This window comes from Halomonas sp. MCCC 1A13316, assembly GCF_014931605.1.
Classification (GTDB): Bacteria; Pseudomonadota; Gammaproteobacteria; order Pseudomonadales; family Halomonadaceae; genus Halomonas.
In genome coordinates this window covers 2319494-2334838 of record NZ_CP053382.1, presented here as the reverse complement: position 1 = coordinate 2334838, position 15345 = coordinate 2319494, and the positions used below count along the sequence as shown (strand labels likewise).

Genomic DNA, 15345 nt, shown 5'->3' with positions numbered 1-15345 from the left:
CTCTTTCCTTGAGTTTGCGTCGTGCCGCGGCTTCTGTCGTGGGACATTTTCTGCCTTGGATTCAAGGTGCTGCGCATGGCTTCGGGGATTGTCGTCTAACCTCGTGGCGGTAGCGTGTCTAAAGCCGACGTGAGATTTCCAATATGTTTTGGATGGGCTAAGTGATTTTTGGATTATGGCTTGAGCGCTGGTGTCTAAATTGAGCGACAGTTTAAGTTTGACGGTGTCGCCAAATGCCAACGAAGGTGTCTGCTAATAGTGTCATTATGCGAAACTCGGGCAGTATCGATGTTGTTTGTTCGTTTCTTATCGTGTCACTTGGTGGCGACATTGCAGAATAATAAAAGCGACATAGAGTGGCGGCTTAATACGACAGGGCTCAGGTAAATAATGACACGCGAGTGAAGAATAGATGAATCAATATTTGTTGCGGCTGCGAGTGGGTCGCCTGCTTTTCTTCTTTGGATTGTTCGCCCTGGGGGGGTGCGCCTTCGCCCCGGGAGGGCACATCGATTACCAGGCGGACTCCGCTCCAATCGACGACCTCGTCGATATCGAACCCATCACCTTCGGCTTGGTGCGCAGTCAGCGCCAGGAGTATCTGGAAGCAGAGGACATAGACGAGGCCAGTGACACCATGCGCGAAGATGTCAGTGACTACGACTACTACATCGGTAGGGGGGATGTGCTGACCGTCATCGTCTATGGCCATCCGGAGCTGACGATCCCTGCGGGCGGCGAGCGTAGTGCTGCGGAGTCGGGCAATACCGTGCATAGCGATGGCACCATTTTCTACCCCTTCATCGGTCGCATACCCGTGGAAGGGAAAACGGTGCGCGAGGTGCGCGAAATCGTCGCCCGCGGCCTGGAGCCCTACGTAGCGATGCCGCAGGTCGAAGTTCAGGTCGCCCAGTACAACTCGCAGAAGGTGAACGTCACCGGTGCAGTGCAGGAGCCCGGTCCGCTGCCGATTCGCAATGTGCCGATGAATGTGCTCGATGCCATCAACCTGTCCGGCGGCCTGGCGGAGCACGCCAACTGGCATGACGTACTGCTGACGCGGGGGGGCGAGGAAATCCGTTTGTCCCTGCACGACATGCTCAACAATAGCCGTCTCGACCAGAACATGCTGATGCAGGCTGGCGACGTTCTACACGTGCCCGACAACAGCAACCAGAAGGTCTACGTCATGGGCGAAGTGCGCGAGCCCATGAGCCTGCCGATGGGGGCGAGCCGGCTTACCCTGACCGAAGCGCTTGCCGAGGTCGGCGGGATCAATGAAGGCAATGCCAACGCGTCGGGAATTTTCGTCATTCGCCGGGCATCGTCGGACAGCGACAAGCTCGCCACGGTCTATCAACTCGATGCTCGCAACGCCACTGCGCTGATGCTGGGGGCCGAGTTCACTCTGCAACCGACCGATGTGGTGTACGTGACGACCACGCCGCTGGGGCGCTGGAATCGTGTGGTACGTCAGCTCTTACCCACGGTCAGCAGTCTTTACCAGACTACGCGCACCGGGCGTGAGTTCGAGAGTGTCGGCCAGTAGAGGGAAGACAATGTTCCAGGAAGTCCTCGTGGTATGCATCGGTAACGTTTGTCGCAGCCCGGTCGGAGAGGCGCTGCTCAGGCAGGCCTTGCCCGGTCACCGCATCTCGTCGGCCGGCCTGGGAGCGCTGGTCGGTTACGGTGCCGAGCCAACGGCGGTCCGCCTGGCGGAGGCCGACGGGCTCGATCTCTCGGCGCACCGAGCACGCCAGGTGAATGCCGAGATGGTCCGGGAGGCCGATCTGGTGCTGGTCATGAGCGAAGGCCAGCGCCTGGCAATTGCCGAGCAATTCCCCTTCGCCACCGGCAAGACCATGCGCTTCGGGCGCTGGCTACCGGGGGAAGTCGGTAATGGAGTGGACATCCCCGATCCCTATCGCAGGAACGAAGAGGTCTTTGTGCGCGTACATCGTCAGCTTACCGAAGCGGCGCGGCTGTGGCAGGCGCGCCTCGGTAGCTCACGAGGCTGAAGCGAACGACCTCCTTTTCACGCCAGGACCCTATCAATGGTGAAAGAGATCAAGACGGGCTCGCGCCCAGGCTATGACGATATCGATCTGGGCCGGCTGTTCGGCGTTCTGCTGGACAACAAGTGGCTGATCATGTTGGTAACGGCAACCTTTGCCGTGGCGGCCGTAATTCACGTCCAGCTGGCCACGCCGATCTATCGGGCCGATGCCCTCGTGCAGGTAGAAGGCAAGACCGGGCTCAGCAATCCGCTTGCCGAAGTGCGTTCGATTCTGGGGGAGGAGCCCAAGGCCGAAGCCGAGCTTGAGATCCTGCGTTCCCGCATGGTGCTCGGCCAGGCCGTCGATCAGGAGCGCCTCGACATCGAGGTGATTCCGGCTCGCCTGGCGGTCGTGGGGGATTATCTGGTCAGGCTCGGTATCGAGCGCCCCGGCTTCGCCGAGCGCAGCGTATGGACCGGAGAGTACCTCAATGTGGGTGAGCTGCGTGTCGACCATGAGTGGTTGGGGCAGGCAATGCGCCTGGTGGCTAGTGACCCCGGCAGTTACCGGCTCTATCACAGCGAAGAGTTGCTTGGCGAGGGCCGGGTGGGGACGACGGAAAGCTTCGACGAAGGCCGGATTGAGCTGCGCGTGGCAGAGCTGGAAGCCGGCAAGGGGGCGGAGTTCACCGTGGTGCGCCGCACCCGCCTGGCTGCCATCAACAGCCTGCGCTCACGCTTCAGCGTTGGTCAGCGCGGCCGCGACAGCGGCGTTTTCAACATGACGCTGCTCGACGAGAACCCGCGGCGCGCCGAGCGCACCTTGAGCGTCATCGCCCAGATCTACTTGACCCAGAACGTCGAGCGTCAGAGCGCCGAGGCGGAGCAGAGCCTCGAGTTCCTCGAAGAGCAGGTGCCCCAGGTGCGCAACGACCTGGCGGCAGCCGAGAACGCTCTCAACGCCTTCCGTATGGAGCACGAAAGCTTAGACCTTAACCTCGAGACACGCTCAGTGCTGGAGCGTGTCGTCGAGCTCGACACCCAGCTCGGCGAGTTGGAAATGGAGCAGGCCGAACTGAGCCAGCGCTACAACTCCTCGCATCCGCTCTATGCTGCCTTGATGGAAAAGCGCAACAACCTGGAGCGCGACCGCGAGCGGCTCAACGAGCGCATCCATGGATTGCCCGAGACCCAGCAGCAGATCCTGCGCATGTCGCGAGACGTCGAGGTGACACAGCAGGTCTATGTGCTGCTGCTCAACAAGATTCAGGAGATGAGCATCACCAAGGCCAGTACCGTGGGTAACGTGCGCATACTCGACGATGCCGTTGCCCAACCGGGGCCGGTGGAGCCGCGCAAGCCGGTCACCGTGGTCATGCTGACCCTGGTCGGTGCCTTCCTGGCGGTCGCTTACGTCATCGTGCGCAGCATCCTCCATCGTGGGGTGGAGAGTGCCGAGCAGATCGAGGACCTGGGGTTGCCGGTATATGCCACCGTTCCACTCTCCGACGATCAGCAAAAGTTGATACGGCGGGTCAAGCGCCACAACCGGCGGCGTGGTCGAGCCGTGACCAATGGGGTGCTGGCCCAGAATGCTCCCGACGATACCGCCATCGAGGCGCTACGTGGCCTGCGCACGTCACTCCATTTCGCGATGCTCGAGGCCAACGACAACCGCCTGATGATCACAGGGCCGAGCCCGAACATCGGCAAGAGCTTCATCTCGATCAACCTGGGGGCGGTCATCGCCCAGAGCGGCCAGCGCGTGCTGATCGTGGACGCCGACATGCGCAAGGGGCACGTCCATACCGCGTTCAATGCCGATAGCAAGGGTGGGCTGTCCGAAGTGCTCTCCGACAAGGCCGAGCTCAACGACATCATCCGGCAGTCGCCGATCAATGGGTTGAGTTACGTGGCGCGCGGCAAGGCGCCGCCCAATCCCGCCGAGCTGCTGATGAGCGAGCGCTTCACGCGGCTGCTCGATGCGCTGAGCGAGCGCTTCGACCTGGTGATCGTCGATACTCCGCCGATCCTGGCCGTGACCGATGCGGCGGTAATCGGCCACCACTGCGGCACCACGCTGCTGGTGGCCCGCTTCGGGCTCAATCCGCCGCGCGAAGTCGACGTGGCCATCCGCCGCCTCGAAACCAGTGGTGTCACGGTCAAGGGCGGCATCCTCAACGCCATCGAGCGCAAGGCTGCGACCAGCTATGGCTACGGCTATTACCACTATGCCTACAAGACCACCCAGGCCTGAGCGCTGCATGCGCAAAAGCATTCTGCCCGTGCCTGCCGAGGCAGGCCGTTCCCTGGCGTGAGGCCGACTGGCCTGGCGTCGATCACTAACACTCGAAAACATGGAAGCGTCATGACCACTATCAAAGATCGTCTGATTGGCCGGCTCGAGCGCAAGGAAGCCGTGATCGGGATCGTCGGGCTTGGCTATGTGGGTCTGCCCCTGATGTTGCGCTACAGCCAGATCGGCTACCGCGTGCTGGGTATCGACATTGATGCAGGCAAGGTCGGAAAGCTCAATGCCGGGCACAGTTACATCGAACATATCGCCTCGGAACAGGTCGCTCGGGCCAGGGATGCCGGTTTCGAAGCGACCACCGACTTCGCCCGCGTAGCGGAAGCCGATGCGCTGATTCTGTGTGTGCCGACTCCGCTCAACAAATACCGCGAGCCGGACATCAGCTTCGTCATCGGTACCGTCGATGCCCTCAAGGGACATCTGCGCGAAGGCCAGCTGATCTCGCTGGAAAGCACCACCTACCCCGGCACTACCGAAGAGGAACTGCTGCCGCGCGTCGAGGAGAGTGGCCTCTCGGTCGGCGAGGCGTTGTTCCTGGTCTACTCGCCCGAGCGTGAGGATCCGGGCAACCCCGACTTCGAGACCCGCACCATTCCCAAGGTGGTCGGTGGGCATACGCCGGCATGCCGCGAAGCCGGCGTGGCGCTTTACCGCCCGGCCATCGATCAGGTCGTGCCGCTGAGCTCGACCCGGGCCGCCGAGATGACCAAGCTGCTCGAGAACATTCATCGGGCGGTGAACATCGGCCTGGTCAACGAGATGAAGATCGTGGCTGACCGCATGGGCATCGACATCTTCGAGGTGGTCGACGCCGCCGCCACCAAGCCGTTCGGCTTCACGCCCTACTATCCCGGGCCGGGGCTGGGCGGACACTGCATTCCCATCGATCCCTTCTATCTGACCTGGAAGGCTCGCGAGTACGGCTTGCACACCCGGTTCATCGAGCTTTCCGGCGAGATCAACCAGGGCATGCCGGACTATGTGGTCGGCAAGCTGATCGAGGGACTCAACCAGCAGGGACGGGCGCTGAATGGCAGTCGTGTGCTGGTGCTCGGCATCGCCTACAAGAAGAACGTCGACGACATGCGCGAATCGCCCTCGGTGTTCATCATGGAGCGCATCCGCGACCGCGGCGCCGAGGTGGCCTACAGCGACCCGCATGTACCGTCCTTCCCGCCCATGCGGGAGCACCACTTCGATCTTGAGAGCGTGCCTCTCTCGCCGTCCACCCTGGCCGAATACGACGCCGTCATCGTCGCCACCGATCACGACCGTTTCGACTACAACATGATTCGTGCCCACGCTCGTCTGATCATCGATACCCGCGGTATCTACCGCGGCATCAACGAAGAACGCGTGATAAAGGCCTGATCACCATGACCAATGCACAGGTACCCGCCATGAAATACTTCGCTCTGATCGGCGCCGCCGGCTATATCGCTCCGCGTCACATGAAGGCCATCAAGGAGACCGGCAATCACCTGGCCATGGCCTACGACACCAACGATTCGGTGGGCATCATCGATTCGATCTCGCCGGAGAGCGAGTTCTACACCGAGTTCGAGCGCTTCCTCGAGAGCGCCTGGCAGCGCAAGCGCGACCCCTACACGGCGCTCGATTACGTCTCGGTATGCTCGCCCAACCACCTGCATCATGCCCATGTCGCCGCCGGCCTGCGGCTGGGCTGCAACGTCATCTGCGAAAAGCCGCTGGTACCCACGCCGGCCGTGCTCGACGAGCTCGGCAAGGTCGAGCAGGAAACCGGCCGGCGGGTATTCAACATTCTGCAACTGCGCCACCACCCGGCCATCGTCGAGCTCAAGGAGCGCGTGGCCGATACGCCCCGAGACGACAAATACGACGTCGAGCTCACCTACATCACGTCACGCGGCAAGTGGTACCACGAGAGCTGGAAGGGCGACCCGCGCAAGTCCTTCGGTGTGGCGACCAACATCGGCGTGCACTTTTTTGACATGCTGCACTACGTGTTCGGCGATCTCGAGCGCAACGTCGTTCATTTCCTGGACGAGCATCGCGCCGCGGGCTATCTCGAATATCAGAAGGCACGGGTGCGCTGGTTCCTGTCGATCGACAGCAACGACCTGCCGAGCAGCGTGCAGGGGCAGCAGACCACCTACCGTTCGATCCTCTGCGAAGGCCGCGAGATCGAGTTCTCGGGTGGCTTCACCGACCTGCACACCGTCTCCTACCAGGAGATACTGGCCGGCCGCGGCTTCGGCCTCGACAGTGCTCGTCACTGCATCGAGACAGTCGATACGATCCGCAATGCTTCCCTGGAAATACCTGCCCGCAACGAGGCGCACCCCTGCCTCAAGCGGCACTTGATGTGAGGCTCGCCATGGACAGCCAAACGATCGACAACCGATATCCCGGCGTGCAGATCCATTCCAGCGCCATCGTCGACGACGGTGCCGAGATCGGCGAGTCGTCGCGCGTCTGGCATTTCGTTCACGTCTGTGGCGGTGCGCGTATCGGCCGTGGCGTCTCGCTGGGACAGAACGTCTTCGTCGGCAACCGGGCCGTCATCGGCGACCGCTGCAAGGTGCAGAACAATGTCTCGGTCTACGACAACGTCACCCTCGAGGCGGGAGTTTTCTGCGGGCCCAGCATGGTCTTTACCAACGTCTACAACCCGCGCTCGCTGGTCGAGCGCAAGGACGAGTTTCGCGACACCCTGGTACGCGAGGGAGCAACGCTCGGAGCCAACTGCACCATCGTTTGCGGCGTGACGATCGGTCGCCATGCCTTCATCGGTGCGGGCGCGGTGGTCAATCGCGACGTACCCGACTTCGCGCTGATGCTGGGCGTTCCCGCTCGTCAGCAGGGTTGGATGAGCCGTCATGGCGAGCGTCTCGAATTGCCCCTGGAAGGCAAGGGCGAAGTGATTTGCCCGCACACCGGTGATCGCTATCGCCTCGCAGAGGGCACGCTGAGCTGCATCCCCGCACAGCAAGGATCCACCACCGCCGGCAAGGATGCCCGTCGCATGGATTTCATCGACCTCAAGGCCCAGCAGGTGCGCATCCGGGAGCGTATCAACGCCGGAATCCGCAACGTACTGGAGCATGGCAAGTACATCCTTGGGCCCGAGGTGGAAGAGCTGGAGATGCGTCTGGCCGACTACGTCGGCGTGCGCCACTGCATCACCTGTGCCAACGGCACCGACGCGTTGCAGATCGCTCAGATGGCGTTGGGCATCGCACCCGGCGACGAGGTGATCACTCCGGGCTTCACCTATATCGCCACTGCCGAGACGGTGGCGCTGCTTGGGGCACGCCCCGTCTATGTCGACGTCGACCCGCGTACTTACCTGCTCGACCCGGGGAAGCTGGAGGCCGCCATCACACCGCGCACGCGCGCGATCGTTCCGGTGTCGCTGTATGGCCAGTGTGCCGACATGGATGCCATCAACGAGATTGCCCAACGTCATGGCATTCCGGTGATCGAGGACGGAGCCCAGAGTTTCGGGGCCACCTATCGCGGACGTCGCTCGTGCAGCCTGTCGCAGATCGCCACGACTTCCTTCTTCCCCAGCAAACCGCTGGGTTGCTACGGCGACGGCGGGGCACTGTTCACCGACGACGACGAACTGGCCAAGGTGCTGCGCCAGATCGCCCGTCACGGCCAGGGGCGGCGTTACTACCACGTCCGGATCGGTGTCAACAGCCGCCTGGACACGCTGCAAGCCGCTATCCTGCTGCCCAAGCTTGGCATCCTCGATGAGGAGCTCAAGCTGCGTGAGCAGGTCGCCGAGCGCTATGGCCGCCTGCTGCGTGCACACGGCTTCGCGTCGCCCCATGTGGAAGACCACAACACCAGCGCATACGCTCAGTACACGGTGGAGGTCGACGATCGCGAGGTGGTAGTCGCGCGCCTGGCTGAGGCCGGCATTCCCACCGCCGTGCATTACCCGATCCCGCTCAACAAGCAGCCGGCGGTGGCCGACCCGGGGGTCGACCTGCCGATCGGTAATGCGGCCTCGCGTCGTGTGGTCAACCTGCCGATGCATCCGTACCTCACGGCAGAAGATCAGGAGCGCATTGTCACGGCGCTCGGGGAAGCGGTTGCCTGAGCCAGCTGTCAGGGAGAGACATCACGTGCTGAATCGGCTCGTCATACCGGCAAGACGTCTGCTACCGACCCATGCCTTCGCCCGTGGGGTCAGCGTGTTGGTGGGCGGCACGGCGGGGGCACAACTGCTGACCATCGCCGCCGCGCCGCTGCTGACCCGGCTGTATACCCCGGAGGATTTCGGCCTGCTGGCTGTCTTCACCGCCTTCCTGGCACTTTTTACGGTGTTGGCTGCCGGGCGCTACGAGCTGGCGATTCCGTTACCCGAGGATGATCAGGATGCGGCCAACCTGGCGTTGCTCGGGCTGCTCTGTATCGTGGTAACAACGGTCCTTGCGGCATTCGGCGTGTTGTTTTGGTCCGCGCCAATCGCTTTAGCGCTCGGCCTCCCCGATCTTGCGTCTTACTTGTGGCTGGTGCCCTTTGGCATCCTGCTCATTGGCACCTACCAAGTGTTCAACAAGTGGGCAGTGAGAGTCGGGCGCTTCGACCAGATAGCGCGCACGCGGATCTGGCAGGCGCTGGGTACACTGGGCATGCAGATTGGCGCCTCACCGTTGGGGCCGGTCGGTCTGCTGGGCGGCCAGGCGGCCGGCCAAGGCGTCGGCGCCACCGGGCTGGCACTATCCGCGCTGTCTCGTCCCGAGTTTCGACGCTGTTCTTTAGTGGACATTGTGTTTCAGGCACGGCGTTACAAGAACTTTCCGATCTACTCGACCTGGACCGGCCTGTTCAATACCGGCAGCCTACAGTTGGCGCCAATCGTCTTCGTCGCGCTCTACGGAGCCACGGTTGCCGGTTTGTATGGCTTGACGCTGCGTATCCTGACGATGCCGGTCAGTCTGATAGGGCAGGCTGTGGGTAATGTCTTCCTGTCGCACGCGCCGGAAGCCAGACGCAGGAATGAGCTACCTGCGCTGGTTGAGTCGTTACACAGGAAACTCGCTATCCTGGGAATTCCGCCTCTGGTTTCCCTCATGATCATCGGCCCCGAATTCTTCGCGAACATTTTCGGCGAAGAATGGAGAAAGGCGGGTATTTATGCCCAGTGGATGCTGCCTTGGCTGTATATCCAGTTTCAATGGTCGCCATTGTCCATGCTGGCGAGCGTTCTTGAGCTTCAGCGCGATGCCATGTTGGCTCAGCTATTTATGCTCGTGGCGCGTTTCGGTTTGTTGTTTGGACTCTTTGTTGCAGGAGCTGAGGCGGATACGGCGATTCTTGCTTTCGCCGTGGTCAGTGCCGTCGTCTATCTGCTCCAACAGGCATGGTTCTTCGCCAAGGTCGACGTTTCGTTCGCACGCAGTATGCGTTTCGAGCTGGTGAACCTGGCCATGTTCTCGCTTCTTTCTCTGCCGTTGATCGTACTGTATCTCCGTGAAAGCCTTTCCCTAGCCTGGTTTATCGCCGGCATGGTGCCTTTATCGGCAGGCTGGGTGTGGTTGCGCATTCGTCACGAGGCGGTTCCTCCCTTCGGCAGCCAGGCGGCGTGAGGTCTTTAGCCAATGAAACGTTTTATCAAGCATGCGAGAGCACTCGTCACTGGGCTTCGTGTGATACGCGATAGTCTGATTATGGCCAACCGTTTGGCGAGGTGTGAGCCCGTCCAGGCGGGAGCGATCTTGTATCGCGGCATGCGGAAACATGAATACGAAGAGGCTATGGCGCTCTATGTCGCGCTACATGACGGCAGGCGATTGGCTTGGCCACAGCGGCTGATTTTTCGACTTGCAGGCGACAAGCTGCTGTTTGTCGCGGCAGTCGAAGAGTCCAACGCCACGCAAGTGGTTGGAATCGACATGTTCTATGTGAATGCCCGGGATCGAGCCGAGCATACCGTGCATGAAGGGTTTATCGGGGTGAGGCCGGACATTGCCGGAAAAGGCGTGGCAACTGAGCTCAGAAAGTTGGCAATAGAACACTTCGGGCGACACGGGCTCGAGGGCGTCTCATCGCGTATTTCGACGGACAATGCTCCTTCGCTCGTATCGGCGAAAAAGCTGGGGTTCGTGCCGGTCGAACGCTACCACGACACCGCTATGCGGGCCGAACGCCTGTATCTCATTCGCTGGTTCCAGGAAGGACATTGAGTGTGGAAGACATGCACAAGAGAACCGACCCGCTGTTCCATCCCGGATGGATCCGGTTCAACGAGCAACGCTGGGATCTGACGGCCGAATCGTTGTCATTCACTCCCGACAAGGGTGATGGCTGGCGGCTCGATACGGTGCTCTACCGTAACCATCAGGGTCGCCTGGTGACGCCGCCGCGCAACCCTCATCTGCCGATCGACTTCCAGTGCGCCGGCGAGCGGCCCGCCTCGCGTAATCGGCGTAAACGTCTGGCCCTGACCCGGCTGGCCGAATACCTGCAGCAGTGCGAGTTCGGTGGCAGCTTGAGCCTCTCCTCGGTGGCTGACGACGTGCGTCCCTTCGAGTGGGCCAACATGGCGGCACGCCCGCGCTTCACCTACCACTTGGACATCGCCACGCGCGAAGACGCCATCGACCCCAACGCGCGCAAGAAGGCGCGCAAATGCCGCCGGCTCGGCTATCACTGCGAAGTCACCGAGGACTACCACGCGGTGGCCGACTGCCTGGCGGGCCCGGAGGCCCGCAAGGGGTTCGACTATCGCCTGGATGCCGCTGAACTCTCACGCCTGGCCGAGCTGATGGGGCCGGAGCATTTCGTCTGCTTCCTGGCACGTAGTACTGAGGGCGAGGCGATGGGTACGCGGGTCTGTCTGTACATGCCGGGGGGCCATGCCTTGGCATGGTCGGCGGGGATGAAGACCGAAGCCATGAAGGACGGCGTCAACAACCTGGTCGCAGAGGAGGCGCTGAATTTCTTCGAACGCCAAGGCTGCACCGTCTTCGACTTCATCGGCGCCAACATTGCGCCGGTGGCGGAGATGAAAGAGGCATGGGGCGGGCGACTGGTATGCCACTACACGATCAGCCAGCGGGGCATTCGTCAGCTGGCCCGAGAGGCATACGTCACGGCCCGCACACTGATGAAGAGGGAATCCAAGTGAATGAAATGACTGCACTTTACGACAGGAATTCCCCGGAGCGGCCGAACGCCTCCCTGAATCCGTCCTGTGTGACGGATAATCTGACCGTGGTTGCTTCGGGTGTCAGCTCGAGTGAGCCGGTCCTTGCCTGGCTGGAACAGATACTGCAGGAACGCTTCGGACTGCCGTTGAAGCTGGAACGCGATGGGCCGGAACGGCTCTATCTTCGCCACGCCGAGGCACCGGGACACGTCCTTTTCGATCGGCTGCAGCCGGGGTTCTATCTGGCTGGCGGAGAGCTTCCACACTGTCAGTGGGATGCGACGGCCGAAGGTTTCCGCGCGCCGCTCGACCTGCCGTTGCCGGCCCCGGGTGCCGCCAGCCTGCCGCAGCCGCTGGTCGAGCCGATGGCGGGAGGACTGACGATTCACTACGACATCCTCGGCATGACCTATTGGATGCTGTCGCGGCAGGAGGAGGTCGACGCTCAGGTCCTCGATCGCCATTGCCGCTTCCCCGCCAGTGCTTCCCATGCCGGCCGCCACGGCTATCTGGACAGGCCCGTGGTCGATGAATGGCTGGCGGTGCTCGGTCAGGTGATTCAACGCCAGTGGCCGGGGATACAGCTGCGCCAGCACGTGTTCGAACAGCGCCCGACCCACGATGTCGATCGTCCCAGCCGCTACGGCTTCGCCCGTGACATCAAGCTAGCGCGGGCGATGCTGGGCGACGTCCTGTTGCATCGCCGCCCACAGGCGCTGCTGGTCGGTCCCTGGGTTCGGTTGAGTACCCGCCGTCGGCTGCATTCGCTGGACCCGCTCAATACCTTTGATTGGCTGATGGACGTCTCCGAGCGTCATGGCCTGACCAGCGCCTTCTACTTCATTTGCGGCCGAACCGATCCGCGCAAGGATGCCGACTACGAGCCGGAGCATCCGGCCATGCGTGATCTGATGCGACGCATGCATGCGCGCGGCCATGAGATCGGTCTGCACCCCAGCTACCACACCTTCCGCAACCCCAAGGAGCTGGCCAACGAGGCCGTGCGCTTGCATCGGGTGTGCGCCGAGGAGGGAATCGAGCAGGCGCAGTGGGGCGGGCGCATGCACTACCTGCGCTGGCAAATGCCGCTGACGCTGCAGGGCTACGTGCAGGCCGGCCTGGACTACGACACCACGCTGGGTTACGCCGAATCGCCCGGGTTTCGCTGTGGCACCTGCTTTGATTATCCGGCTTTCGACCCGGTCAAGGGTGAGCCCTTGGCGCTGCGCATCCGGCCGCTTATCGCCATGGAGGCTTCGGTGATCTCACCGCTCTATCTCGGGCTCGGCACAGGGGAGGAGGCCTTCGAGTGCTTCAGCAGGCTCAAGGCGCGCTGCCGCGCCATAGGCGGTGTCTTCACCTTGCTGTGGCACAACTCGGAACTGACCACGACGGCCCAGCGCGAGCTCTACGAGCGCGTGCTGGCCGACTGAGCGATACAGGAGTATCGGCATGGTCCTGTCCGGTGACGCACTGACGACACGCGCCTCGGCCATCGGTTTCTATGTGCTATTTCCGGGCTTCATTCTCTATCACACTCTGGTGGCGATGGGGATGATTCCACCGGTGCTGGGTGGCCTGTTCGGGGTGGTGTCGGTGTTGATGTTCGTCGTCTATTGCGCGCTGCTGCCGTCCCAACTGTACGTCCTGCTGGCCACGACCCGAGGCTATGCACTGGTCACGCTGTCCTTTTTCACTTATGTGCTGCTGTGGTCGGTCGGCAACTACGGCCTGATCGGGGGCAGCGTGATGCGGGCGGCGCTGACACAGACCATCGAGACACTGGTGCTGTGGTTGGTGCTGTTCGTGCTGGGCTATCGCGTACCGCTCGATTCGCCACGATTGACACGCGCCTTCTGGATCGCCTTCGTGCTGATTGCCGGCTACCTGATGTTGCATGTGGCCACCACCGGCCAGTGGATGTTCTTCGCCCGGCGCATGATCGAGGCCGAAGTCGAGGCGGGCGATAGCGTCTCTACCTACCAGGGCTATGCACGCAGCGCCCTGGTGCTGCTGTTGTTCCTGATCGCGGTCAACGAACGGGCCGTGGTGCGTGCCGTTCTGATCGTACTCGGGGCCTTCGTCATGTTCGTGCTGGGCGCGCGCTCTGAACTCTATGCCTTCATTGCGCTGACGGCGCTGCTGCTGATGCTGTGGGCGGGCATGAGCGTCAAATACATGCTCACGCTGCTGGCGGTGGTTGCCGTCCTGATCGCACTGGTGGTGAGTCAGTTCGAGGCATTGGCCGGCAGTCGGCAGCTGCAGATATTCGACCTGTCGGGGACCAGTTCGTGGCTGGCGCGCCAGAACCTGGGGCAGCGAGCCGTAGAGCAGATCCTCGCAAGCCCGCTGCTGGGCCGCTTCGGGGGCCATATCGCCTCGGCGGATGTGACCGGCGGCTATGCCCACAGCATGCTGTCGGCCTGGGTCAACTACGGTCTGCTGGGCTTCGCCCTCTATGTCGGTCTGACGCTTTCCGCCTTCGTCGGTGCCGCCTACCGCTTGATCCTCATGGGTGATCGCAGCGCCGATTGGGTGTTCGCCTTCTCCATCAACTTCGTCTGTCTGCTGCTGATGGTGCTGGCCAAGCCGGTGTTCTGGCCGCTGCCGGCACTCGGCTGGGGGGCCTTCGCCAATGCCGTTGTCGCCTCGCGCCAGGAGCGCGGCAGCACTGACACGCAGCAGGCCGTCACCAACGGTTTCCACCACGACGAACCGGGGCATGACGCTGCCAGGGATTTACAAGGACGCAACGATAATGAAAGTGGTTCACCTGACTTCCGCCCATCCGCGCTATGACACGCGTATCTTCCACAAGCAGTGCCGCTCGCTGGCCGCCGACGGCTATCCGGTGACGCTGGTCGTCGCTGATGGCGTGGGTAACGAGGAGCGCGATGGGGTTTCCATCGTCGACGTGGGGCACCTGCCCGGACGTCTCAATCGTGTCGTCAAGACCACGCGTCGCGTCTATGAGCGGGCCAGAGAGCTGGATGCCGACCTCTACCACCTGCATGATCCCGAGCTGTTCCCGGTGGGGCGGCGCTTGAAGCGGCTTGGCAAGAAGGTGGTCTATGACGCCCATGAGGACCTGCCGCGCCAGATGCTGGCCAAGCACTATCTGGGCAAGGCCACCCGGCAAGTGCTTTCGCGCGGTGTCGAGGCCTATCAGCGGCGAGTCTGCCGTCATTTCGATGTCATCGTGGCGGCGACGCCCTACATCCGCGATCGTTTCAGCGAGTTCCATCCCCGAGTCGTGGACGTCAATAATTTTCCCATGCTGGGCGAACTCGACGGCGCGCCCGATGCGCGCCTGACCGCTAGTGCGGGTCAGCCGCTGGGGGTGTGCTATGTGGGCGGCATCGCCGAGGTCCGCGGCATTCGTGAGATCGTACGGGCGATGGAGCTGGTCGAGCAGGAATGCCGGCTGCAGCTCGCCGGCGATTTCAAGACGCTCGCTCTCGAGCAGGAGGTGATGACCTACGCCGGCTGGGCACGGGTCGAGCCACACGGCTACCTCGATCGTGCCGGTGTGCGCCGGGTCATGGCCAGTTCGATCGCCGGCCTGGTGACGCTCCACCCCATCATCAACTACCTCGATGCCTTGCCGGTGAAGATGTTCGAGTACATGAGCGCCGGTCTGCCGGTGATCGCCTCGAATTTCCCGCTCTGGCGCGAGATCGTCGAAGGCAGCGATTGCGGGCTGTGCGTGGACCCGCTCGATCCCGCTGCGATCGCCGATGCCATCGATTACATCGTGACCCATCCCGAACGTGCCCGTGAAATGGGCAAGAACGGCCAGCGGGCCGTGACCGAGCACTACAACTGGGAGCAGGAGGAACGCAAGCTGCTGGATACCTATCGCGGCCTTTCCCGCTGACCGAGGACTTC

12 protein-coding genes and 1 pseudogene are annotated in these 15345 nt (G+C 62.3%); all 13 read left to right on the top strand.

The window, feature by feature from the left end; all coding sequences use genetic code 11:
- Positions 1-412 precede the first annotated feature (412 nt).
- The gene (locus tag HNO52_RS10810; protein WP_197565340.1) at positions 413-1549 is read left to right on the top strand and encodes a polysaccharide export protein; all 1137 of its coding nucleotides are present in this window, start codon (positions 413-415) and stop codon (positions 1547-1549) included.
- A 10-nt stretch (positions 1550-1559) separates the two neighbouring features.
- Positions 1560-2018, top strand: a complete 459-nt coding sequence (locus HNO52_RS10805; protein WP_197565339.1) for a low molecular weight protein-tyrosine-phosphatase — start codon at positions 1560-1562, stop codon at positions 2016-2018.
- A 36-nt stretch (positions 2019-2054) separates the two neighbouring features.
- Entirely contained in the window at positions 2055-4253 is a 2199-nt protein-coding gene (locus HNO52_RS10800; RefSeq protein ID WP_197565338.1) for a polysaccharide biosynthesis tyrosine autokinase, read from the top strand.
- A 111-nt stretch (positions 4254-4364) separates the two neighbouring features.
- Complete coding sequence (locus HNO52_RS10795; protein WP_197565337.1) at positions 4365-5681, top strand: nucleotide sugar dehydrogenase; 1317 nt, start codon at positions 4365-4367, stop codon at positions 5679-5681.
- 29 nt (positions 5682-5710) lie between these two features.
- A complete protein-coding gene (locus HNO52_RS10790; RefSeq protein WP_197565336.1) occupies positions 5711-6661 on the top strand; it encodes a Gfo/Idh/MocA family oxidoreductase in 951 nt (316 codons plus the stop codon).
- 8 nt (positions 6662-6669) lie between these two features.
- Positions 6670-7266, top strand: a pseudogene (locus tag HNO52_RS10785) (acyltransferase); the annotation flags it as partial.
- A 51-nt stretch (positions 7267-7317) separates the two neighbouring features.
- The gene (locus HNO52_RS10780) at positions 7318-8403 is read left to right on the top strand and encodes a DegT/DnrJ/EryC1/StrS family aminotransferase (protein WP_197569185.1); all 1086 of its coding nucleotides are present in this window, start codon (positions 7318-7320) and stop codon (positions 8401-8403) included.
- A 25-nt stretch (positions 8404-8428) separates the two neighbouring features.
- Positions 8429-9895, top strand: coding sequence for a lipopolysaccharide biosynthesis protein (locus tag HNO52_RS10775; RefSeq protein WP_197565335.1), 1467 nt, complete (start codon positions 8429-8431; stop codon positions 9893-9895).
- A gap of 12 nt (positions 9896-9907) precedes the next feature.
- Positions 9908-10492, top strand: a complete 585-nt coding sequence (locus HNO52_RS10770; protein ID WP_197565334.1) for a GNAT family N-acetyltransferase — start codon at positions 9908-9910, stop codon at positions 10490-10492.
- Between the two features lie 11 nt (positions 10493-10503).
- The gene (locus HNO52_RS10765) at positions 10504-11436 is read left to right on the top strand and encodes a GNAT family N-acetyltransferase (RefSeq protein ID WP_197565333.1); all 933 of its coding nucleotides are present in this window, start codon (positions 10504-10506) and stop codon (positions 11434-11436) included.
- A gap of 68 nt (positions 11437-11504) precedes the next feature.
- Positions 11505-12890: a polysaccharide deacetylase family protein gene (locus tag HNO52_RS10760; protein ID WP_232090205.1), complete on the top strand. Its 1386-nt coding sequence runs from the start codon at positions 11505-11507 to the stop codon at positions 12888-12890.
- Positions 12891-12909: 19 nt separating this feature from the next.
- On the top strand, positions 12910-14256 hold the full coding sequence (locus HNO52_RS10755) for an O-antigen ligase family protein (RefSeq protein WP_197565331.1): 1347 nt from the start codon (positions 12910-12912) through the stop codon (positions 14254-14256).
- The gene (locus HNO52_RS10750; RefSeq protein WP_197565330.1) at positions 14216-15334 is read left to right on the top strand and encodes a glycosyltransferase family 4 protein; all 1119 of its coding nucleotides are present in this window, start codon (positions 14216-14218) and stop codon (positions 15332-15334) included. Before HNO52_RS10755 ends, HNO52_RS10750 begins: the two co-directional genes overlap by 41 nt.
- Positions 15335-15345 lie beyond the last annotated feature (11 nt).